12 protein-coding genes are annotated in these 23,509 nt (G+C 70.1%); 11 read left to right on the forward strand and 1 reads right to left on the reverse strand.

Annotation, left to right across the window (positions count from 1 at the left end):
* Nucleotides 1-323 precede the first annotated feature (323 nt).
* The 3 genes from rpoB to FFS51_RS11125 all read left to right on the forward strand — a co-directional run bounded on the left by rpoB (nt 324) and on the right by FFS51_RS11125 (nt 8,490).
* Complete coding sequence (rpoB, locus tag FFS51_RS11115) at nt 324-3,821, forward strand: DNA-directed RNA polymerase subunit beta (protein WP_137878381.1); 3,498 nt, start codon at nt 324-326, stop codon at nt 3,819-3,821.
* Nucleotides 3,822-3,862: 41 nt separating this feature from the next.
* On the forward strand, nt 3,863-7,738 hold the full coding sequence (rpoC, locus tag FFS51_RS11120; protein ID WP_137878382.1) for a DNA-directed RNA polymerase subunit beta': 3,876 nt from the start codon (nt 3,863-3,865) through the stop codon (nt 7,736-7,738).
* A gap of 143 nt (nt 7,739-7,881) precedes the next feature.
* The gene (locus tag FFS51_RS11125) at nt 7,882-8,490 is read left to right on the forward strand and encodes a hypothetical protein (protein WP_048809286.1); all 609 of its coding nucleotides are present in this window, start codon (nt 7,882-7,884) and stop codon (nt 8,488-8,490) included.
* A 42-nt stretch (nt 8,491-8,532) separates the two neighbouring features.
* Here the strand turns inward: FFS51_RS11125 and FFS51_RS11130 are convergent, their stop codons facing one another.
* Nucleotides 8,533-9,144, reverse strand: coding sequence for a hypothetical protein (locus tag FFS51_RS11130; RefSeq protein ID WP_137878383.1), 612 nt, complete (start codon nt 9,142-9,144; stop codon nt 8,533-8,535).
* A 164-nt stretch (nt 9,145-9,308) separates the two neighbouring features.
* Here FFS51_RS11130 and FFS51_RS11135 point away from each other — a divergent pair, with 164 nt between their 5' ends.
* The 8 genes from FFS51_RS11135 to FFS51_RS11170 all read left to right on the forward strand — a co-directional run bounded on the left by FFS51_RS11135 (nt 9,309) and on the right by FFS51_RS11170 (nt 23,506).
* Nucleotides 9,309-10,262, forward strand: coding sequence for an ABC transporter (locus tag FFS51_RS11135; protein WP_137878384.1), 954 nt, complete (start codon nt 9,309-9,311; stop codon nt 10,260-10,262).
* Between the two features lie 19 nt (nt 10,263-10,281).
* Complete coding sequence (locus FFS51_RS11140; protein WP_137878385.1) at nt 10,282-10,683, forward strand: DUF6121 family protein; 402 nt, start codon at nt 10,282-10,284, stop codon at nt 10,681-10,683.
* A 65-nt stretch (nt 10,684-10,748) separates the two neighbouring features.
* Nucleotides 10,749-11,426, forward strand: coding sequence for a spermidine/putrescine ABC transporter substrate-binding protein (locus FFS51_RS11145; RefSeq protein WP_137878386.1), 678 nt, complete (start codon nt 10,749-10,751; stop codon nt 11,424-11,426).
* Between the two features lie 128 nt (nt 11,427-11,554).
* Nucleotides 11,555-12,688, forward strand: a complete 1,134-nt coding sequence (locus tag FFS51_RS11150; RefSeq protein ID WP_137878387.1) for a serine/threonine-protein kinase — start codon at nt 11,555-11,557, stop codon at nt 12,686-12,688.
* Complete coding sequence (locus FFS51_RS11155) at nt 12,689-18,640, forward strand: Ig-like domain-containing protein (protein WP_137878388.1); 5,952 nt, start codon at nt 12,689-12,691, stop codon at nt 18,638-18,640. It begins immediately after the preceding gene.
* A 47-nt stretch (nt 18,641-18,687) separates the two neighbouring features.
* Nucleotides 18,688-19,653 carry an AAA family ATPase gene (locus tag FFS51_RS11160; protein ID WP_045246818.1) on the forward strand — a complete coding sequence of 322 codons (966 nt, stop codon included), beginning with the start codon at nt 18,688-18,690 and terminating at the stop codon, nt 19,651-19,653.
* Nucleotides 19,650-21,008 carry a DUF58 domain-containing protein gene (locus tag FFS51_RS11165; RefSeq protein WP_137878389.1) on the forward strand — a complete coding sequence of 453 codons (1,359 nt, stop codon included), beginning with the start codon at nt 19,650-19,652 and terminating at the stop codon, nt 21,006-21,008. Before FFS51_RS11160 ends, FFS51_RS11165 begins: the two co-directional genes overlap by 4 nt.
* Nucleotides 21,005-23,506 carry a transglutaminase domain-containing protein gene (locus FFS51_RS11170; RefSeq protein ID WP_137878390.1) on the forward strand — a complete coding sequence of 834 codons (2,502 nt, stop codon included), beginning with the start codon at nt 21,005-21,007 and terminating at the stop codon, nt 23,504-23,506. The genes FFS51_RS11165 and FFS51_RS11170 overlap by 4 nt, the downstream gene beginning before the upstream one ends.
* The last annotated feature ends 3 nt before the right edge of the window (nt 23,507-23,509 follow it).

A 23,509-nucleotide genomic window follows, 5' to 3' on the forward strand; every position in this document is an offset into this window, starting at 1 on the left:
GCATTGGGCGGGCTGCGAGGGCGCGCGGCATTGAGTGAGGTGCGAGGGTGCGCGGAGGACGGGCGGGGAGGGGGAGGCGTGCGGAGGCGCGACGCGCGGTTATACCGCAGCAACCGAAACTCGTCAAGAATCGTGCTGGACATGTCGCCCAGAACGACGTATAGTCAGTAGTTGCGCTCTGTCTCCCCCTGCCTTCATATGGTGGTCGGCTGCTGCGCTCGTGCCCCCGCAGATAGCGGCGTGCGGTGCGAGACCGGGGGAGAGAGCACTCCACCTGACGACAAGGACGATGAGCCCCGTATCGGGCCTCTGGAGGTTACCCCTTGGCTGCCGCGCCCAACGCATCCGCCCCCACCACCCCCAAGAACGGACGCGCGGCTTCGCGCCTCTCGTTCGCGAAGATCAACGACACGCTGACGGTCCCCGACCTGCTGGCGCTGCAGACCGAGTCGTTCGACTGGCTCGTCGGCAACACCACCTGGAAGGCGCGGGTCGCCGAGGCCAAGGCCGCCGGTCGCACCGATGTGCCGGAGCGCAGCGGCCTCGACGAGATCTTCGAGGAGATCTCGCCGATCGAAGACCTCAGCGAGACGATGCAGCTGAGCTTCACCAACCCGTACCTCGAGCCCGAGAAGTACTCCATCGAGGAGTGCAAGGAGCGCGGCAAGACCTACGCCGCCCCGCTCTACGTCGAGGCCGAGTTCATGAACCACCAGACCGGTGAGATCAAGACGCAGACGGTCTTCATGGGCGACTTCCCGCTCCAGACCGACAAGGGCACGTTCATCATCAACGGCACCGAGCGAGTCGTCGTCTCGCAGCTCGTCCGCTCGCCGGGCGTCTACTTCGACAAGGTCGCCGACAAGACCAGCGACAAGGACATCGTGTCCGCGCGCGTCATCCCCAGCCGCGGCGCCTGGCTCGAGTTCGAGATCGACAAGCGCGACCAGGTGGGTGTGCGCATCGACCGCAAGCGCAAGCAGTCGGTCACCGTCTTCCTCAAGGCCCTGGGCCTCACGAGCGAGGACATCCTGACCGAGTTCGCCGGCTTCGACTCGATCGCCGAGACGCTCTCGAAGGACACCATCCTCACCAAGGAAGACGCCCTCCGCGACATCTACCGCAAGCTGCGTCCGGGCGAGCAGGTCGCCGCCGAGGCCGCTCGCGCGCTGCTCGACAACTTCTACTTCTCGCCGAAGCGCTACGACCTCGCGAAGGTCGGCCGCTACAAGCTGAACCAGAAGCTCGGCATCGACAAGCCGCTCACCGACTCGGTGCTCACGGTTGCCGACATCGTCGCGACCATCAAGTACCTCGTCGCACTGCACCGCGGTGACAAGACCTTCGAGGGCGTGCGCGCCGGTAAGCCGGCCGACATCCGCATCGACGTCGACGACATCGACAACTTCGGCAACCGTCGCATCCGCGCGGTCGGCGAGCTGATCCAGAACCAGGTCCGCACGGGTCTGTCCCGCATGGAGCGTGTCGTCCGCGAGCGCATGACCACGCAGGACATCGAGGCCATCACCCCGCAGACCCTGATCAACGTGCGCCCCGTCGTCGCCGCGATCAAGGAGTTCTTCGGAACGTCGCAGCTGTCGCAGTTCATGGATCAGAACAACCCGCTCGCGGGTCTGACCCACAAGCGCACGCTGTCGGCGCTCGGCCCCGGCGGTCTGTCGCGTGAGCGCGCAGGCGTCGAGGTGCGCGACGTGCACCCCTCGCACTACGGCCGCATGTGCCCGATCGAGACGCCGGAAGGCCCGAACATCGGTCTGATCGGCCGTATGGCGACCTTCGGCCGCATCAACGCGTTCGGCTTCATCGAGACCCCGTACCGCAAGGTCGTCGCGGGTCGCGTCACCGAGCAGATCGACTACCTCACCGCCAGCGAGGAGAACGAGTTCCGTGTCGCCCCGGCCAGCACCCCGCTGAACGCCGACGGCACGTTCTCGCAGGACCGCGTCCTCGCCCGTCGTGGCGACGGCGGCGAGGTCGACCTGTTCCCGGCCGACGAGATCGGTTACATGGATGTCTCGCCCCGCCAGATGGTGTCGGTCGCGACCTCGCTCATCCCGTTCCTCGAGCACGACGACGCCAACCGCGCCCTCATGGGTGCGAACATGCAGCGCCAGGCCGTGCCGCTCGTGCGCAGCGAGTCGCCCGTGGTCGGCACCGGCATGGAGGGCTTCGCGGCCATCGACGCCGGTGACGTGGTCACCGCGCAGAAGTCGGGTGTCGTGCTCGAGGTGTCGGCCGACGTCGTCACCATCCAGCTCGACGAGGGCTGCACGCAGGACTACTTCCTGCGCAAGTTCGACCGCTCGAACCAGGGCACGTCGTACAACCAGCGCGTGGTCGTCTCGGCCGGCGAGCGCATCGAGGCCGGCGAGGTCATCGCCGACGGCCCCGCCACCGAGAACGGCGAGCTCGCGCTCGGCAAGAACCTGCTGGTCGCGTTCATGACGTGGGAGGGCCACAACTTCGAGGACGCCATCATCCTCAGCCAGGACCTCGTGAAGGACGACACCCTCTCCTCGATCCACATCGAGGAGTACGAGGTCGACGCCCGCGACACGAAGCTCGGCAAGGAGGAGATCACCCGTGACCTCCCCAACGTCAGCCCCGACCTGCTGAAGGACCTCGACGAGCGCGGCATCATCCGCATCGGCGCCGAGGTGCGTCCCGGCGACATCCTCGTCGGCAAGGTCACGCCGAAGGGCGAGACCGAGCTGAGCGCCGAGGAGCGCCTGCTGCGCGCCATCTTCAACGAGAAGAGCCGCGAGGTGCGCGACACCTCGCTCAAGGTTCCTCACGGTGAGCAGGGCACGATCATCGCGGTCAAGGAGTTCAACGCCGAGGAGGGCGACGACGAGCTCGGCTCGGGCGTCAACCGCCGCGTCGTCGTCTACATCGCCCAGAAGCGCAAGATCACCGAGGGCGACAAGCTCGCGGGCCGCCACGGCAACAAGGGCGTCATCGCGAAGATCCTCCCGGTCGAGGACATGCCGTTCCTCCGCGACGGCACTCCGGTCGACGTAATCCTGAACCCGCTCGGCATCCCCGGCCGCATGAACTTCGGCCAGGTGCTCGAGACCCACCTCGGGTGGATCGCGAAGCAGGGCTGGAAGGTCGAGGGCACCCCGGAGTGGGCCGCCCAGCTGCCGAAGGCCGCGTTCGAGGCCGCGCCGAACACGAAGGTCGCGACCCCCGTGTTCGACGGTGCGTTCGAGGAGGAGATCGCGGGTCTGCTCGACTCGACGAACCCGACGCGCGACGGCGACCGCCTCATCGACCGCTCGGGCAAGACCACGCTGTTCGACGGCCGCTCCGGCGAGCCGTTCCCGGCGCCCATCTCGGTCGGCTACATGTACATCCTGAAGCTGCACCACCTGGTCGACGACAAGATCCACGCCCGCTCGACCGGCCCCTACTCGATGATCACGCAGCAGCCGCTGGGTGGTAAGGCGCAGTTCGGTGGCCAGCGCTTCGGTGAGATGGAGGTGTGGGCCCTCGAGGCCTACGGCGCCGCGTACGCACTGCAGGAGCTCCTGACCATCAAGTCCGACGACATCCTCGGCCGTGTGAAGGTCTACGAGGCGATCGTCAAGGGCGAGAACATCCAGGAGCCCGGCATCCCGGAGTCGTTCAAGGTGCTCATGAAGGAGATGCAGTCGCTCTGCCTGAACGTCGAGGTGCTCTCGGCGGACGGCACGGCGGTGAACCTCCGCGACACGGATGACGACGCCTTCCGCGCGGCGGAGGAGCTCGGCATCAACATCTCCACCCGGTTCGAGACCTCGTCGATCGACGAGATCTGAACCCGGCCAGGCAAGAACTGAATTTCGACACAGGAGAATTCGTGCTCGACGCAACAACTTTCGATGAGCTTCGCATCGGCCTGGCCACCGCCGACGACATCCGTCGTTGGTCCTTCGGTGAGGTCAAGAAGCCCGAGACCATCAACTACCGCACGCTGAAGCCCGAGAAGGACGGGCTCTTCGGCGAGCAGATCTTCGGCCCCTCCCGCGACTGGGAGTGCGCCTGCGGCAAGTACAAGCGCGTGCGCTTCAAGGGCATCGTCTGCGAGCGCTGCGGCGTGGAGGTCACCAAGAGCTCCGTCCGCCGTGAGCGCATGGGCCACATCGAGCTGGCCGCCCCGGTCACGCACATCTGGTACTTCAAGGGCGTTCCCTCGCGTCTCGGGCACCTGCTCGACATGGCGCCGAAGGACCTCGAGAAGGTCATCTACTTCGCCGCGTACATGGTCATCTCGGTCGACGACGACGCTCGTCACCGTGACCTGCCCACGCACGAGGGCCACATCCGCAACGAGCTGAAGACGATCGCCGATCGTCGTGACTCCCGCATCGCGACCCGTCTCGCGAAGCTGGAGGAGGAGCTCGCCGCGCTCGAGGCCGAGGGTGCGAAGGCCGACCAGAAGAAGAAGGTCAAGGACGCCGCCGAGAAGGACATGGCGACGATCCGCAAGAATGCGGACGAGCAGATCGCCAAGCTCGAGCGCGTGTGGGAGGAGTTCCGCACGCTCGCCGTCGGCCAGCTCAAGAGCGAGGACGAGGTCTTCAACGAGCTCTACGACCGCTTCGGCCAGTACTTCGAGGCGCACATGGGCGCCGAGGCGATCAAGCGTCGCCTCGAGGAGTTCGACCTGCAGACCGAGGCCGACAACCTCCACCTGCAGATCGCCGAAGGCAAGGGCCAGCGCAAGATCCGCGCGATCAAGCGCCTGAAGGTCGTCAACTCGTTCCTGTCGACGGGCATGAGCCCGGCCGCCATGGTGCTCGACGTCGTGCCGGTGATCCCGCCGGAGCTGCGTCCGATGGTGCAGCTCGACGGTGGCCGCTTCGCGACATCCGATCTCAACGACCTCTACCGTCGCGTGATCAACCGCAACAACCGTCTCCGTCGCCTGATCGACCTGGGTGCGCCCACGATCATCGTGAACAACGAGAAGCGGATGCTGCAGGAGGCCGTCGACGCGCTGTTCGACAACGGTCGTCGTGGTCGTCCCGTCACGGGCACGGGCAACCGTGCGCTGAAGTCGCTGTCCGACATGCTCAAGGGCAAGCAGGGCCGCTTCCGCCAGAACCTGCTCGGCAAGCGCGTGGACTACTCGGGCCGTTCGGTCATCATCGTGGGCCCGCAGCTCAAGCTCCACCAGTGCGGTCTGCCCAAGCAGATGGCTCTCGAGCTGTTCAAGCCGTTCGTGATCAAGCGCCTCATCGAGCTGCAGCACTCGCAGAACATCAAGGCCGCCAAGCGCGCCGTCGAGCGCACGCGTCCCGAGGTCTGGGACGTGCTCGAGGAGATCATCCGCGAGCGCCCGGTGCTGCTGAACCGTGCCCCCACGCTCCACCGTCTGGGCATCCAGGCGTTCGAGCCGCAGCTCGTCGAGGGCAAGGCCATCCAGCTCCACCCGCTCGTGTGCGCCGCCTTCAACGCGGACTTCGACGGTGACCAGATGGCCGTGCACCTGCCGCTGTCGGTCGAGGCCCAGGCCGAGGCCCGCATCCTGATGCTCGCCTCGAACAACATCCTCAAGCCGTCGGACGGCCGCCCGGTGACCCTGCCCTCGCAGGACATGATCATCGGCCTGCACCACCTGACCACGGTCAAGGAGGGCGCCGCCGGTGAGGGTCGCGTGTTCGGCTCGGTCGGCGAGGCGATCCTCGCGAAGGACGAGGGCACGCTCGACATCCAGGCGAAGGTGCGCATCCGCGTTCCGGGGCTGACGTTCCTCGAGGGCCAGGCGCCCGAGGGCTACGAGCGCCACGGTCTGCTGGATGCCTCGCTCGGCCAGGCGATCTTCAACGACACCCTCCCCAAGGGCTTCCCGTTCGTTCGCGAGCAGGCCGACAAGGGCAAGCTGTCGCAGATCGTCAACAAGCTGGCCGAGGAGTACCCGCACGTCGAGGTGGCCGCTTCGCTCGACCGCATCAAGGACGCCGGCTTCTACTGGGCGACCCGTTCGGGCGTCACGGTGGCGCTGAGCGACGTTCTCACCCCGCCGAACAAGGCCGAGATCATCGCCGGCTACGAGAAGCAGGCCGCGAAGGTGCAGGGTCAGTACGACAAGGGTCTGACGACCGACGCGGAGCGCCGCGCCGAGCTCATCAAGATCTGGACCGAGGCCACCGACGAGGTGCAGAAGGCGATGCGCGCCAACTTCCCCGACGAGAACACCATCAACCGCATGGTGTCCTCGGGTGCTCGTGGTAACTGGCTGCAGATCCGCAACATCGCGGGTATGCGTGGTCTGGTGAACAACCCGAAGGGTGAGATCATCGCCCGTCCGATCATCTCCTCGTACCGCGAGGGTCTGTCGGTGGCGGAGTACTTCATCGCGACGCACGGTGCCCGTAAGGGTCTGGCCGACACCGCTCTGCGTACCGCCGACTCGGGTTACCTGACCCGTCGTCTGGTGGATGTCTCGCAGGACGTCATCATCCGCGAGGAGGACTGCGGCACGACCAAGGGTCTCGAGCTGCCGATCGCCTCGGTCGGCGCCGACGGCGTCCTCATCAAGGACCCGAACGTCGAGAACTCGGTGTTCGCCCGCACTCTGGCCGCCGACGCGGTCTCGGAGTCGGGTGAGGTGCTGGCCCCGGCCGGCTCCGACGTGGGCGACGTGCTCATCAACAGCCTGGTCGAGGCGGGCGTCACCGCCATCAAGGTGCGCTCGGTGCTCACCTGCGACTCGGCCGTCGGTGTCTGCGCGAAGTGCTACGGCCGTTCGCTCGCGACCGGCAAGGTCGTCGACATCGGCGAGGCGGTCGGCATCATCGCGGCCCAGTCGATCGGTGAGCCCGGCACGCAGCTGACGATGCGTACGTTCCACACCGGTGGTTCGGCATCGGCCGAGGACATCACGCAGGGTCTGCCGCGTGTCCAGGAGCTGTTCGAGGCGCGTACCCCCAAGGGCGCGTCGCCGATCGCCGAGTCCGACGGTCGCATCACGATCGAGGAGACCGAGAAGCAGAAGAAGGTCATCCTGACGCCCGACAGCGGCGACGAGCCGCATGTCTACCCGGTGCTCAAGCGCGCGACCCTCCTGGTCGAGGACGGCCAGCACGTGACCGTCGGTCAGCCGCTGCAGGTCGGCACGCTCGACCCGAAGGAGATCATGCGCGTGCAGGGCGCCCGCGAGGTGCAGAAGTACCTCGTCGGCGGCGTGCAGGGCGTGTACCGCTCGCAGGGTGTGCCGATCCACGACAAGCACATCGAGGTCATCGTGCGTCAGATGCTCCGCAAGGTCACCGTGGTCGACCACGGCGACACCGGACTCCTGCCGGGTGAGCTCGTCGACTCGCGTCGCTTCATCGACATCAACCGCGAGTCGGTGTCGGAGGGCAAGCGTCCCGCGTCGGGCCGTCCTGAGCTGATGGGTATCACGAAGGCGTCGCTCGCGACGGAGTCGTGGCTGTCGGCCGCGTCGTTCCAGGAGACGACCCGCGTGCTCACGCAGGCCGCCATGGAGGGCAAGCGCGACCCGCTGGTCGGTCTCAAGGAGAACGTCATCATCGGAAAGCTCATCCCCGCGGGAACCGGTCTGTCGAAGTACCGGAACGTCACGGTGGAGGCCACGGAGGAGGCGAAGAGCGAGCGGTACCCCAACCGCATCTTCGCGTCGGACGGCGCGTACAGCGACGCCGACTTCACCTACGTCGACTACGACAGCTTCTCGACGGACGACATCGCTCCCGGTACCTACAACTGAGAGTGAGCGGATGCCGCGGCATCCGTCTCGACCGAAGCGCCCCGGCTCGTGCCGGGGCGCTTCGGCGTTTCCGGGTGCCTCCGCCGCGCGCCGTTTCCGGCGTGTCGGCCGCGGGGTCCGTACCGTGGGGGCGGGAGGTGCGGATGGCGCGGGTGGGTGGACGCAACGAGGTCATCGCGTGGATCATCGGGCTGCTGTCGGTGGCCGTGGTGCTCGCGCTGCTCGTGCTGGCGCTGCCGGCGTTGCCGTTCGGCTCGGGGTTCGTGTCGCAGCTGCTCGGCCAGTCGCGTCCGACGACGTCGCCGACGGTCGATGCGACCGAGGCTGCCGTGCCGACGACGGGATGCGGGCCGTATCTGGGCGATGCGCTGTGGCAGTCGGTGGCGCTGCGTCGGGGCGTGCAGCTGGTGGAGGCCAAAGATGCACCGACGAGCGCGGCGAAGGACCTCGTGGGCGCACTCTCGCCGCAGGTGCAGCTCTCGTGCGCGTTCACGGGCCCGGGTGGGACCGAGAAGATCGTGACGTCGATCTCGACGGTGACCGTGGGTGCCGAGCAGGTGGCGACCGCGGCGCTGGGGAGCACCGGATTCCAGTGCGTGCCGTTCGGTCAGGGCACCCGCTGCACCCGCACGATCGGGGCGGTCACGGAGGACGACGTCATCGAGGGTCAGACGTGGCTGTCGACGACCTTCACGAACTGGCGGCCGCTCGGCTACACCGAGGCGTTCGCGGCGAAGATCTGGCCGAAGTAGGCGGATGCCGCGGCATCCCCGCCGGCGGGTGGGAGGGGGCGGTCAGCCCCAGAGGTGCGCGACGATCGCGGCGGTGTACCCGGTGGGGGCGAGGTTCGACCAGAGGGTGTCGAGCAGCACGCCGTCCTTCCAGAACACCGTGCGCCCGTCCATGACGGGGTAGGTGGCGTCCTTCCACGTCTTGCCGCAGCGTGAGCCGCCGTTCTCGGGGTAGCAGTCGAACTTCTGGTCGACCTGCAGCGTGGCGAACAGGGTGGCCGCGTCGCTCTGCGAGAGCTTCGAGATGCGGGTGCTGATGCCGGTGGTGTCCGATTTCGGGTCCCGCCAGTTGCACACCAGCGATCCGTCGGCCTGCACTCCGCCGCCGACGGCCGGGTCGTTGAGGGGAGTCTTGCCGAGCTGGGTCAGCACGTCGGCGGTGAGCAGAGACCGGCAGTCGGTGGGGATCGCGATGGGGGTGGCGGACGGCTCGGGACTCGGGGTGACCAGAGCGGATGCCGTCGGCGCCGGCGTCGCGCCGGCGGTCGGTGTCGCGCTCGAGCCCTCGGGTGACGGCGTGACGGCACGCGGCGGTGCGGTGTAGCTGCCGCAGCCCGCCAGGGCGAGTCCGGCCGCGAGCAGGAGGGCGACGGCGGGCAGACGGCGGGCGGGCATGCTGGGAGGGTAACCCGCGGCATCCGCCTCTCGGCCCGCCACACCCGGACCGTCGCCGGATCGTGTCGCGGTGTGGCGTGGGAGGTGTGTGGTTCCGGCGCGTCGCGCGGGTGCGGCGGTACCCTCGCCATGCGGACGCACGTCCGCGTGAGGAGCAAGGTCTGATGAGCGACGCCACCCCGAAGGACACCGACGCCGCACCGGAGCAGCCGGTCTCCGACGCCTCCGTCGAGACGGCGCCCGAGGCCGCGCCGGTCGTCGAGGCCGCCCCGGCGTCGGCCGCCGACACCCCTGCGACAGCCGAGCCGGTCGTCGCCGAGCCGGTCGCCGCTGAGCCCGTCGTGGTCGAACCCGCCGCCGAGCCCGTCTTCATCGAACCTGCGCCGGTCGCCGAGACCGCGGCATCGGACTCGACCCCGTGGTACGAGCGTCCCGAGGTCGTCGCCGCCGCAGCCGCGGCGCCCGAACCCGCCTATGTTCCGGCAGCCGCGTACTCCGCCGAGACCACGACACTCGCTGAGCAGCCGCCGACCGTCGCCTACGCGCCGAGCCCGATCTTCGTGCAGGCGCCCGAAGCGCCGCTTCCGCGCGGCAACCGCGCCGCCGCCGGCGGCATCGGTCTGATCGCGGCTGTCGCGTTCGGCGTGGTGCTGGCCGTCGCCACGCTCATCAGCGGTTTCGTCGACCGCACCGTCGACTTCGGCAACGTCGGCACCGCCGCCTTGGCGCTGCTGCCGAGCTGGTCGTTCTGGCTGCCGATCGCCGCGTTCTTCGTCGCATTCTGGTTCCTCGGGGCGATCCTCAACCGCGCCCGCTGGGGACTGTGGGTGATCTTCGGCATCCTCGTCGGTGTGGCCGCGTGGGCCGGCGTCGTGCTGGGTGCGCTCATCGATGCGCCGTTCTGGCAGCTGACGGCACGCCAGACCCTCACGCTCGCCGAGGCCAACGTGCTCACGCCGCTCTCGGTCGTCGCATTCATCGCCGGTCGTGAGCTGACCATCTGGTTCGCGGCGTGGGTCGCGGCCCGCGGACGTCGCATCACCGCGCTGAACGAGGAGGCGCAGGCCGAGTACGAGCGTACGCTCGAGGCGGGTCCCCAGCTCGTGCACCAGGCCTGATCGCCGCCGGAGCGATCGGATGCCGCGGCGCCTCGTGGTCGCGATGGCCACGGTGCTGTTCGTGGCGCTGGTGGTCTGCGGGTTCGGCTTCGGCACGCTGCTGACCGATGTCGACGTGGTGTCGGCAGGCGGTGTCGGACCGGTGCCGGGAGCGTTGGCGGTCGTGGCGGCAGCGGGCGCCCTGGCGCTCGTGATCATTCCGCCCGGGCGAGCGGTCGTGGCGGTGCCGGCCGCCGTCGCGGCGGCCTTCCTCTCCTACGCGGTGGTTCTCGGTGCGGGGGTGCTCGTCGCCTCGAGCGATCCGGCGGTGGCGTTGTCGGCCGTCGGGCGGGCCGCGGCATCCTGGCCCGGACTCGTCGTGGCGGGCGCGGCGGCGCTCGCCGCGCTGTCGGTACGGGTGTTCACTCCCCGTCGCGGCTGACCAGATCGGATGCCGCACCGCGCGCCCCATGACCGTGGGCGTCGGGCGCACTACCGTGTTCTCCTGTGGAGCGTTCGCTCGAGACACAGGTCAGCCAGGCGGTGGACGCCTGGCTGCGCTGGCTGCCGCGGTGGGAGCCGGCGACGCATCGGGGTCGGTCCGCACCGTGCCGACGCTGCTTCGGGTCGCCGGTGCTGTCGGCCGCGGGTCTCGGCTCGGACGTGCCGCACGGCGTGCACCACGGGCTGTCGACCCGGGTCAAGGCGATCGTCGATCACGCGGTCGCCGACTACACGGCCAAGAACCTGCCGCTGCTGAACGCCGAACTCGACCAGCAGGCCGCCCGCAACCGGGAGCGCACCTACCGCCCGACCGAGGGGCTCGAGCCCGAGTTCGAGGGCATGCCGCTGGACCCCGACCCCGTTCCGGGGATGCCGTTCCTGTTCACGATCGCGGGGCTTGCCGCCGAGGCCGACGGAGACGTCCCGAGCCTGCCGCCTCTCTCGGACGAGGCCAAGGCCGCGCTTCGACAGGAGGTCGGCCTCGCCGACGACTACGCGAACATGGTCGGCCGGGAGGTGTGCAGCATCCTTCTGCACCATCGCATCCGCATCCAGGCCGCGGTCGCCGAGTACGTCGAGCCGCAGATCGCGCTGATGCTCGAGGAGCTCACCCGCACCCTCGACGCCCCGTTCTGGGCCGATCCCGATGCGGATGCCGGGGGCACCACCCCGCTCGTCTGAGCCATCCACAACGCCGTGTCAAGCGTCCGGGGGCGACCTATCGCTTTGTTAGCATGAGCGGGCTCCGGGGCGCACCACACCACCCACACCGCTTCGCGTGACCGGAGGACGGTTCCGGGGGTTCGATGATGGCGCAGCGCATGCCTTCCGCGCCGCCCGTCCTGCCCGGGCTGACCTACGTGAGACCCCTCGGATCCGGCGGATTCGCCGACGTCTTCCTCTATGCGCAGGACATGCCGCGCCGACAGGTCGCCGTGAAGGTGCTGCCGAGCGATGTCGGCGACCCCGACCTGCTGCGCATGTTCAACGCCGAGGCCGACGTGCTCGCGCACCTGTCGGCGCACCCCTCGATCGTCACCGTCTACCAGGCCGGCATCTCGGCCGACGGACGCCCGTACATCGTGATGGAGTACTGCCCCGGGTCGCTCGCCCAGCGGTACCGCCTCGAGCGGCTGCCGGTCGACGATGTGCTCGCCACGGGTGTGCGCATGGCGAGCGCCCTCGAGTCGGCGCACCGTGCCGGCCTCATCCACCGCGACGTCAAGCCCAGCAACATTCTCGTGACGACCTTCGGCTCACCGGTGCTCGCCGACTTCGGCATCGCGTCGGCGCTCGCCCGCTCCTCGAGCGAGGAGGTGCTCGCGATGTCGATCCCGTGGAGCGCGCCCGAGGTCGTCGAGGAGCAGAGCAGCGGCACGATCTCGAGCGAGGTGTGGAGTCTCGGCGCCACCGTCTATTCGCTTCTCGCCGGCCACAGCCCGTTCGAACGACGTGAACGCGGGCAGAACTCGAAGGACCAGCTGCGCCGACGCATCGCCCGGGCGAGCTACACCGAGATCGTCCGCACCGACGTGCCCGCCGAGCTGCAGCAGGTGCTGCAGCGGGCGATGAGCCGGGATCCACGGAAGCGGTATCCGACGGCGTTGGCCTTCGCCGAGGCGCTGCGCGAGGTGCAGCGCGACCTCGGCCTGGCTCTGACCCCCCTCGAGGTGGCGCAGGGTGAGTGGGAGCCCGGGGTCGCCGCGGTCGATCTGACGGATGCCACGCTCCGCGGCAGCGTGCGCTCGCACGTCGTCCACGACTCACGCCGCAAGAAGCGGGAGCAGTCCGGTGTGCGCGGGCTCGCGCGCGATGAGGACTCCGACATCTCCGCGCCGACCCGCGGCGGTGCGCGGGTGCCCTGGGTGCTGGCCGGTGTCGCGGCCGCGGCGGTGGCCGCTCTGGTCGTGATGGTCGTGCTCGTCGTGGTCGGAGTGATCTGAGTGCGGCGCGTCGGGATCATCGCCACCGTCTCCGCGGTGGTGGTCGCCGGTCTCGTCGTCGCGCTCGCGGTGGTGTGGCCCGGTCTCGATGCGCAGGAGACGCCGAAGTACGACACCTCGGTGTGGGCGCTGCAGACCGGCGACGGCCGGCGGTACGCGCGGGTGAACACCAGCATCGGCGAGCTCGACACTGTGCGCTCGATCAGCAACCCGAGCGAGGTGGCGCAGGGACCTGACGGGGCGTACCTCTACTCGGACAGCTTCACGAAGCTCACGAAGATCGACCCCGCGCAGCCGGTGAACCTCGACGAGGAGACCCTGCGCGCATCCGACTCGACACCGTCGGGAACGAAGGATGTCGCCACTTCCGGCGACTTCGCGGCCTACCTGACCGACGCGGGCGCCGTGTTCGCGGGCCGGCTGTCCACAGGATCGTCGAGCCTCGTCGACCCGGACGCCGCCACCGACAACGCGCCCCAGTATGCGGCGGATGCGATCGCGGTCGATGCCCGCGGCCGGCTGTACGCCTATTCGAAGCGCGACAAGCAGGTGCTCGTCTACGACATCGTCACGGGGAAGCAGCTGCGCCGGGACGACGCGAGCGCGATCGATCCGGCGACGCCGCTGATCTCGGCCGCGGGGGACACGTGGGTGCTGGTGGGCGCCGACACCGGCGACGTCCTCGTGCAGGGGCGCGCCGCCGAGAAGATCCCGGTCACCGGCACGGCCGTGGTCGGGGCACCCTCCACCTCCGTGGGTGCGGTCTACGTCGCGTCGGCCTCGGCACTCGTGAGCGTGCCGGTCGACGGGTCGTCCCCGCGGGTCGAGGAGGGGTCCGAAGGAGGCGCGAGCCTCGGTGTTCCGGCGACCCCCGTCGTGCACGACGGCGAGGTCTTCGCGGCGTGGGTCGGCACGGGCGCCGACGGCGGGGTGCTGTGGAGCTCGAAGACCGGTCGCAAGACGCTCGACTACGGCGGATTGAGCCTCCCCAACGACGTGCGCCCGGCGTTCGTGCAGAGCGCGAACGCGGTCATCCTCAACGAGACGCGCTCCGGATGGGTGTGGCTCGTGCCCGACGGCACCCTCGTGACATCCAGCCAGGACTGGTCGCTGGATGATCGCACCGATCCGACGCAGGCGCAGAGCGATCAGCAGCAGCAGGTGGTCATCGACCCGAAGCCGCCGATCGCGGAGCCCGACACGTTCGGGGTGAGAGCGGGCGCTCTCGTGTCGCTGCCGGTCCTCCTGAACGACCACGACCCCAACCAGGACGTGCTGAGCATCGATCCGGCCTCCGTCACCGGACTCGATCCCGGCTTCGGCACCCTCAGCATCACCGACAACCGTCAGCAGTTCGCCGTGCAGGTGGCGCCGGGTGCGAGCGGCACGGCCACGTTCCAGTACGCGGTGAGCGACGGCACGACCTCCGACGGCCTTCTCTCGAAGCCGACGACCGTGACGCTGACCGTCGTGCCGCCGTCCCAGGACGGTGCGCCGGTGTGGTGCGGCGTCGAGAAGTGCCTGCAGCCGTGGCCGACCCCGGAGGTCGCGCGAGGGGGCACAGTGACGGTGCCGGTGCTGCCCGGCTGGGTCGACCCCGAGAGCGACCCGGTGTTCCTGCTCAGCGTGCAGAACCCGTCGGGCGTCGGCACCGTCGCGGCATCCCCGTCGGGGGAGGTCGTCTATCAGCACGCCGACGACGGGTCGGGTGGCGAGCAGCAGATCGACCTCATCGTCACCGTGTCGGATACGACCGGCAAGACCGCCGAGCGCACGCTGACGATCAGGGTGACGCCCCAGCCGAAGCTCACCGTGCAGTCGTTCGCGTCGGTCGACGTCGTCGGTGCGGGTGCCGAGATCGACGTGGCCCCGCACGTGACGGGTACGGCGGGTTCACTGCACCTCACCTCGGTGCGGGTGCTCGATCAGGCCGCCGCGAGCGCGACGATCGTGGACGGCTCGACCCGTTTCGACTTCTCGGCGCAGGCGGCGGGCACCTATCGCGTCGACTTCACGGTCTCCGATGGGCGATCGGATGCCACGGGCACCGCCAAGATCACCCTGCTCCCCGCCGACGCGCCCGCGCAGCTGGCGACGGCCCCGGTCGTCGCGTTCGTGCATCCGCAGCAGGACGCCACCCTCGACGTGCTGAAAGCCGTCTCGAACCCGACCGGCCGGGTGCTTCTGATCAACGACATCGTCGGCACCGCGGCGTCGGGGGCGAGCCTGTCCGTGGACGGTGTGGGTCAGAGCTACATCCGCGTCTCGGGTGCGACGGCGACGGGCGCGTCGGGACTGCTCGGCACCGTCACCTATGCGGTCAGTGACGGCACGGATGACGCGGGCTCCCGCGTCACCGGCACCGCGACGGTCTACCTGCTCCCCGAGGCGCCCGAACTCGCCCCCATCGCCGTCGACGACACCGTCACCGTGCGCGAGGGCACTCAGATCGACATCCCCGTGCTCGACAACGACATCTCGCCGGCCGGAGGGGTGCCGGTGCTCGATCCCTCATCGGTGCGCTCCTCGACGCCGGATGCGCTCGCCTTCGCCTCGGGAAGCACGCTGCGCTACCTCGCCCCGGCCACCCCCGGCGACTACACCGTGGAGTACTCCGACTACACATCGGGCTCGCCGAGGCTGCAGTCCACCGCGACCGTGCACGTGCACGTGCTGTCGAACGACACGAACCGTGCCCCGACCCCGCGCACGCTCGAGGGTCGCGTGCTCGCCGGTCAGTCGGTGCTGATCCCGTTCGACGGGTACGGCATGGACCCCGACGGCGACACCGTCACCCTCGCCGGCATCGACGGGCAGCCGCAGAGCGGTGTCGCCACGATCTCGCCCGACGGCGCCTCGATCCTCTACACGTCGGTGTCGGGCTACCGCGGTCAGGTGTCTTTCACCTACGAGGTGACGGACGAGTTCGGCGCGGTCGGCAAGGGCACGGTGCGGGTCGGGGTGCTCGACGACCAGTCGAACCCGAGCCCGGTCACCTTCACCGACTACGTGCAGGTGCAGGCGAGCGAGACCAACAGTGTGCGGGTGAGTCCCCTCGCCAACGACATCGATCCGACGATGCAGGGTCTGACGCTCACCGACGTGCGCCCCGACCTCCCGGCGACTCTCGACGACGGATCTCCCAACCCGCAGTACGAGGCCGAGAAGGCGCGGGTGACCTCGACGACCGACGGCATCGTGGTCATCACGGCCGGCACCGATCCGGGAACCACGTCGTTCCTCTACGACGTGAAGTCGGGATCCGGCAACACCGGTCGTGGACTCATCGTGGTGCAGGTCATCCGCGATCCCGTGCCGGATTACCCGATCGTCGCCGACACCGTGCTCACTCCCGAGAATCGCGACGACATCGTCGGCGGTGTCGACGTGCTCACGGGCAGGTCGAGCTGGTCGGCGGGCGATGTGTCGTCGCTGACGGTGTCGCTGTGGCATCCCGTCGCGGGCTTCACCGCCGACGGACGCACGATCTCCGGCGCGGTGCCCGAGGCGACCGAGCTGATCCCGTTCGTCGTCACGGGGAAGATCGGCGACACGCAGGTCTCGACGTACGCGTTCCTGCGTGTACCGGGGCGCAACGACATGTCGGTGTCGCTGCAGCCGAGCATCCGGCCGGTGCAGGTCACCGAGCTCGAGTCGGCGGAGTTCGACATGACCGACCTCGTCAGCGCACCGCGCGGGACGACGATCGAGGTCGGCTCGGATGTCTCGGCCTCCGGGGCGCGGCAGGGTGCCCTGTGCTCCGTGGTCTCGGGCACCGTGCTGCGTTACGACGCGAACGCGAACGCCCCCTGGGTCGACGCATGCCGCGTGCCGGTCCGCGTCGTCGGCCAGCAGCAGTGGACCTACCTGTCGGTGCCCATCACCGTCATCCCGCGCGACCCGCAGCCGCAACTGTCCCCGGCCTCGATCACCGTCGGCCCGGGGGAGACCCAGACGTACGACCTCAAGACGATGACGACGTGGCAGCTGCGCCCCGACTGGGAGAACATCCGCTACGCGGTGCAGTACTCCGGGTCGCTGTTCCAGGTCTCGCTCGCGGGCTCGGTGCTCACTGTCACCGGAAACGACCGGGCGCTCCCGGGTGCCCAGGATGCCGTGGTGGTCACCGTCACGAACTACACCTCGGTGCAGCCGGCGCGTCTGATCCTGAGGGTGGGCGCGGCGCCGTCGACCCTGCCCGCGGGCGGCACCGTGGCGCGGCAGTGCTCCCAGGCGAACGGCTCCTCGTGCACGTTCGCGGTCATCGGCGCGAGCGGCGAGGTCAATCCGCTGCCGCGCACGCCGCTGATCGTCGTGGCGGCGCGTCCGGTCGGCGCGTGCGTCGGGGTGAGCTTCCAGGTCGCGTCGCCCACGAGCGTCACCGCCTCGTGGACATCGGATGCCCCGGGCGCGACGTGCACGGCCGCGTTCTCCGTGCAAGATGCGCAGGGCCGCATCACGACCGCCGAGCGCGACGGCACGATCCTGCTCGATCTGCAGGGATACCCCAAGGCCCCCGCGAGCGTGCGGCAGACCGACTACGCCGACGGCACCTTGACGCTCCGGGTCGACCCCGGCGCCGCCGCGCTGGCGTACCCGGCGCTGACCGGGTTCGTCGTGCGCTGGCAGGGACAGGTCGTCGCCCAGTGCGCCCCGAACGGTGTCTGCCCCGACATCTCGGCGCCCAACGGCGAGCAACGCACCTACGAGGTCTGGGCGGTCAACGCCGTCGGCGAGTCGCGATCGAGCGTGCGCACCCTGGGCTGGGCGTACGACGCGCCGGCCACGCCGGGTCAGGTCACCGCGACCCCCCTCGTCACCGCCGACGGGTCGGGCAAAGTCGTCGACCTGCAGGTGAGCGGGATCGACGCGGCCCAGACGGGCTCGCTGCGGATCCAGAGCGCCGTCGGCGAGACGCGCACCGTGACCATCGCGCCGAACCAGACGAGCGTCTCGGTGTCACGGTTCGTGGTCGGATCGAACACCCAGACCCCGGTGACGGTGACACCCGTCTCGCGCTACTCGCTCCCGCCCGGGCTCGCGGGGTCGACGGCCGGGTCGGCGGCGACGGTGAACACGAACGGCGTGGGTGCGCCGGTGAACGCCGCCCTGGCGCTGCAGGCCACCTCGAATGGGAACGGCACGTCGACGATCCTCGCCACCGGCACGGCCCAGCCCGGCGGCGATGGGTCGCAGCTGCGCTTCGACGTCGTGCAGGGCACCGGCGGGTGCACGGCATCACAACCTCCCACGAGCGGGTCCGGCACGTATCAGGTCGAGTCGACCGTGCCCGACGGGATCGTGTACACCTTCACGCTCTGCGTGCGGTCGATGATCGGCGGCACGTCCTTCGGGGACGCGGGCGACACCGAGCAGGTGCGCGCCGTGCAGAGCCAGGCCGCCCCGCAGGGCTACACCTTCACGGTCGCCCCCGCACCGCAGGTCTCCGCCAGCACGCCGAACCAGGTGTTCTGGACGATCCAGAGCGCGCCGACCTCGACCGAGCAGCCGCCGACGAACAACCACGCGGAGTTCTCCGGATACCCGACGAACGTCGTCGGCTCCGACCCGGGGATCCGGGTGCGGTACGTGCACAACGACTGGGGCACGACCAGCAACTGGGCCGATGTGACGCCCGCCGCCGGGTCCGCGCCGTACCAGCTGCAGGCGCGGTGGAGCGCCGTCTGCACGACCGGCTCCGATCTGCAGCGCACAGGGGCCTCGTCGAACAGCCGGGCCGCCCTCACGTTCTCCGACGTGCATTACTACCGCAACGGACTGCTCGGACCGGTCGAGCTCACCCCGGACGCGAACGATCCCTGGCTGGTTCCGGCGGGCGCCGACTACGCGACCCTGTCGGTCGCCGTCGACTGGTCGGCGACCGGGTGGAACGTGAACGGCTACTCCACCAGCTTCCGCGTCGACTGCAACCCGCCCAGCGCGGGCGGCTGAGCCGCGGCATCCCTCTGTTCCCCGTCCCCTCACGCAAAGGATTCCCGATGACCCTCACGCAGGAGCAGGCCACCTGGTTCGCGCAGACGTTCGGTCAGATCGCCGACAACGTCGAACGGGCGATCCTCGGCAAGCGGCACATCGTGGAACTGGTGCTCACCTCGATGCTGAGCGACGGGCACGTGCTGCTCGAGGATGTCCCCGGCACCGGCAAGACGTCCCTCGCGCGGGCGCTCGCGCAGTCCGTGCAGGGCACGAACACGCGCATCCAGTTCACCCCCGACCTGCTGCCCGGTGACATCACCGGCATCACCGTGTACGACCAGAAGTCGGGGTCGTTCGAGTTCCACTCCGGGCCGATCTTCGCGAACATCGTGCTCGCCGACGAGATCAACAGGGCGAGCCCCAAGACCCAGTCGGCGCTGCTCGAGGTGATGGAGGAGGGCAAGGTCACCGTCGACGGCGTCTCCCGCGCGGTCGGCGATCCGTTCCTCGTGCTCGCGACCCAGAACCCGGTGGAGCAGGCGGGCACCTACCGGCTGCCGGAGGCGCAGCTCGACCGGTTCCTGATGCGCACCTCGCTCGGGTATCCCGACCACGCGGCGACGGTGCGCATCCTCGACGGCGCCGCGGTCGCCACGGCCGATCTCCCTCCGATCGTCACCCCGCAGGCGCTCGCCGGCATGGCCGACCTCGCGTCGCACACCTATGTCGATGCCCTCGTCCTCGACTACATCGCGCGCATCGTCGACGCGACCCGCTCGGCCGACGAGGTGCGCCTCGGGGTGTCGATCCGCGGGGCGCTCGCGCTCACTCGCGCCACCCGCACGCGCGCCGCCTCGCAGGGGCGCACCTACGCCACCCCCGACGACGTGAAGTCCCTCGCGGTCGCGGTGCTCGCCCACCGGCTGATCCTGCACCCGGAGGCCGAGTTCGACGGCGTCACCCAGGAGGCCGTCGTCGGCGAGGTGCTGCTCGACGTCGCGCCTCCCACCCAGCGCGAGACCGCATGACGCTGAACGACTCGCGCGTCGCGCGCACGCAGACCTCGGGGCACACGACCACCGCCCGCACGCAGGTGACCACCGTCGGTGGCCGCCGCATCGTGGGCGCCGTCGTGTGGCTGACCGAGGTGTGGGGCGTGCTGCGGCGGGCGGGTGCGGCCACCGCGGAGTGGCTGCGCGACACGGTGCGTCCGGCGGGTGCGGTGCTGGCGGTCGCCGGCACGGCAGGCCTCGTGCTCGGGCTCGTGTTCGGGTGGGTGGAGGCGATCGTCGCCGGATGCCTCGGACTGCTGCTGCTGGCGATGGCGGTGCCGTTCCTGTTCGGCGGCCGGTCGTACGACGTCGACCTCACGATGACGCATCAGCGCGTGGTGGCGGGGGACGCGGTGGACGGTCGCATCGTGGTGCGAAACGTCGGTCGACGCACCGCCCTTCCGGGGCGTCTCGACGTGCCGGTCGGGCGTGGGCTTATCGAGATCGGGGTACCGCTGCTGCGTCCCGCCCAGCAGGTGGTTCAGCCGGTGGAGATCCCGTCGCTGCGTCGCGGCATTGTGACGGTGGGCCCGGTGACGACCGTACGGGGCGATCCGATCGGGATGCTGCGCCGCGAGCGTGCGTTCGAGGACGTCCACGAGCTGTTCGTGCACCCGCGTACGGCCACGCTCCCGTCGACGAGTGCGGGCCTCATCCGCGACCTCGAGGGTGCCGCGACCCGCCGGCTCGTCGATGCGGACATGTCGTTCCACGCCATCCGCGAGTATGCACCGGGCGACTCTCGCCGACAGGTGCACTGGAAGTCGACCGCGAAGACGGGGCGGCTGATGGTGCGCCAGTACGAGGAGTCGCGTCGCTCGCGCATGGCTGTCGTGCTCGCGGTCGCGGCGACAGAGTACGCCGACGCCGACGAGTTCGAACTCGCCGTCTCCTGCGCGGCGTCGCTCGGGCTCCGTGCCGTTCGCGACGCGCGCGAGCTCGACATCCTGGCCGGGTCCGCGATCCCCCGGGTGGTGCGAGGTCGGCTGCGCGCGGTGCAGCACCTGCCGACGATCGCGGCGCGGCCGCTCCTCGACGGCTTCAGCGGCGTCGAAAGGCTGGAGAACACGGTTCCGGTCGACGAGGTGTGCCGGGCCGCCGTCGAGGCGAACGAGCGGCTCTCGGTCGCGTTCCTCGTGCTGGGGTCCACGCTGACCCTCAGCCGGGTGCGGCAGATCGCGCTCGCGTTCCCGGCGGACACCGCGGTGTTCGCCGTCATCTGCGATGAGCGCGCGCATCCGCGCCTGCAGGTGCTCGGCTCTCTCACGGTGCTCACCGTCGGCACCGTCGACGACCTCGCAGGTCTGCTGCTGCGGGGGGCGACGTCGTGAGCGCGGCACGCGGTCGCACCGCGTCGCCCTGGCCGCGGGTGGTGGCCGGGGCATCCTATGTGCTGACGATGGTCGTGCTCGGAACGGTCGCGACCTGGCCGATCTACCGCACCGCGTGGCTGCTCGTCGTCGTCGCGGTCGCGGCGGTCGTGGGTGCGGTGATCGCCGCGGCGGTGACGCGGCGACGACTGCCGTGGTGGGTGGTGGTGCTCGCGCTTCTCGGTGCCGTCGCCGTGCTGGGCGTGCCCGTGACGATGCCGGGGCGCCTGAGCGCGCTCGATCAGCTCGGCGGCGGGTTCGTCGAGCTCGCGCGCGGAGTCGCGCTCGCGTGGAAGGACCTGCTCACGGTCGACCTTCCCGTCGGCGACTACCGCAACCTGCTCGTCCCCGTGTTCGTGACCTTCCTGGTCGCGACGACCCTGGCGCTGCTGGCGGCCTGGCGGGCCGACCGCCGTGCGGTGCTCGCGGTGCCGGCGGCCGTCGCGATGCCCGTGTTCGGTCTGCTCTTCGGCCGCTCCGTGACGAGCGATCCGCTCGTGCTCGGCCCGGTGTCCGTCCCCGCCCCGATCGAGACCTTCGTGGGGGTGGCGACCGTGGTCGCCGCCCTTCTCTGGCTTGCATGGCGGGAGCGGGATCAGCGGCTGCGCCTGCTCGAGGCCGCGGCCGGGGCCAGCGGCATCCGCGCCCGGCGACTGCGCACGGGGTTCTCGGGTGGCCGGCTCGCCCTCGCCGCCGGAATGGTGGTCGTGGCTGTCGTGGTCACGGCGGCGGTCGTGCCGTTCGCCGCCCTCGGCGTCGACCGCGAGGTGCTCCGCAGTGCGGTCGGGCCGACGATCGACCTCGCGGCCGAACCGAGCCCGCTCTCCACCTATCGGTCGCTGTTCAGCGACACCCAGGCCGACCAGGTGCTCTTCCAGGTGACGACGACGGGCACCGCGCCCGCTCGAGTGCGGCTTGCGACCCTCGACGTGTACGACGGCGAGATCTACCGTGCCGGTTCCTCCGGTGACGGGCGCTTCGTGCGCGTGCCGTCGAGCCTCGATGCGGGTGCGGGCACCGCGATCGACGCAACCGTGACGATCGGCGGCCTCAGCGGCATCTGGTTGCCGACCCTCGGCCAGGTCTCGTCGGTCGACTTTCAGGGGTCGCGGGCCGCGGCCCTCAGCGACGGCTTCTACTACAACGCCGATGCGCAGGCGGGCGTCGACACCGTGCCGAACGGCCTCGGCGCGGGTGACGTCTATCGCGTGACAGGGGTCGACCCGATCACCCCCGATCTCGCGACCGTGCGGGCTCCGGGAGGCGCGGCCACCTCGGTGACCCTGCCCGACAACCTCACGAAGTGGGTCGAGGTCCACCAGACCGGCACGGGGGGCGAGGCGCTGTCGGGGCTGGTCGCGCTGCTGAGGGCGCGCGGCTATCTCAGCCATGCCCTGTCGGTGTCGACGGGGGCGACCCCGGTGTGGATGGCGGGGCTCGCGGACTACACCTTCCAGCCCAGTGCGGCCGGTCACTCGCTCGCGCGCGTCGACCAGCTCTTCGCGAAGCTGCTGCAGCGCGAGGCCGACCCGCAGGCGGCGGCGACCGACAACTACGTCGCAGCCGTCGGCGACGACGAGCAGTTCGCCGTCGCGGTCGCCCTCATCGCGAACAAGCTCGGCTTCCCGGCCCGCGTGGTTCTCGGCGCCCGTCTCAGCTCGGCGGACGCGACGGTGCCCGTGTGCGTGGACGGAGCCTGCCGTGCCGACGACCTGAGCGCCTGGACGGAGGTGCGCGACGACCAGGGGCAGTGGATCGCGGTGGACGCCACCCCGCAGCACGCCCAGTCGCCGAGCCTCGAGGTGACGCGACAGCGCGACCCCGAGAACGTCACCGAGGTGCGTCCCGACTCGGTCGACGAGGTCGCACCGCCGAACCCGGTGCAGCAGGACTCCGATCGGCAGGCTTCGTCGGCGGGTGACTCCGGCTGGGACCTCGCCTGGCTGTGGGCGACGCTGAAGATCGGCGGCCTCGTGCTGCTCGTGCTGCTTGTGCTCGGGGGGCCGTTCCTCCTCGTGGCCGGGGCGAGGTTCTTCCGGCGTCGCTCGCGCCGGCTGCAGGCGGATCCGGCGCAGAAGGTGGCGGGGGGCTGGGATGAGTACGTGGATGCCGCGATCGACGCGGGTCGTGCGCGGCCGGCGAGCCGCACGCGGCGCGAGCTCGCCGCGCTCTACGGCACACCGAGCGGGACGGTGCTCGCCGACGGCGCCGATGAGGCGGTGTTCTCGCCCCGTCCGCCCAGCGCCGAGGAGGCGGACGCGTTCTGGCGCATCGTCGACGAGGAGCGCCGCGGCTTCGCCGGTGGCCAGGGGTTCTGGCGAAAACTCGCCACGGCTCTATCGTTGAGATCATTCGTGCGGTTCGCCGCGCCGAGGTTCACGCGCTCGTCCACCCGATCGGGCGCCCGTGCAGGATCGACCGGAAGGGGGACGCGCCGGACTCGCCGTCCCGCGCGCTAGGAC

The sequence above is a fragment of the Microbacterium sp. 4NA327F11 genome (assembly GCF_005503465.1).
Taxonomy (GTDB): Bacteria; Actinomycetota; Actinomycetes; order Actinomycetales; family Microbacteriaceae; genus Microbacterium; species Microbacterium ginsengisoli.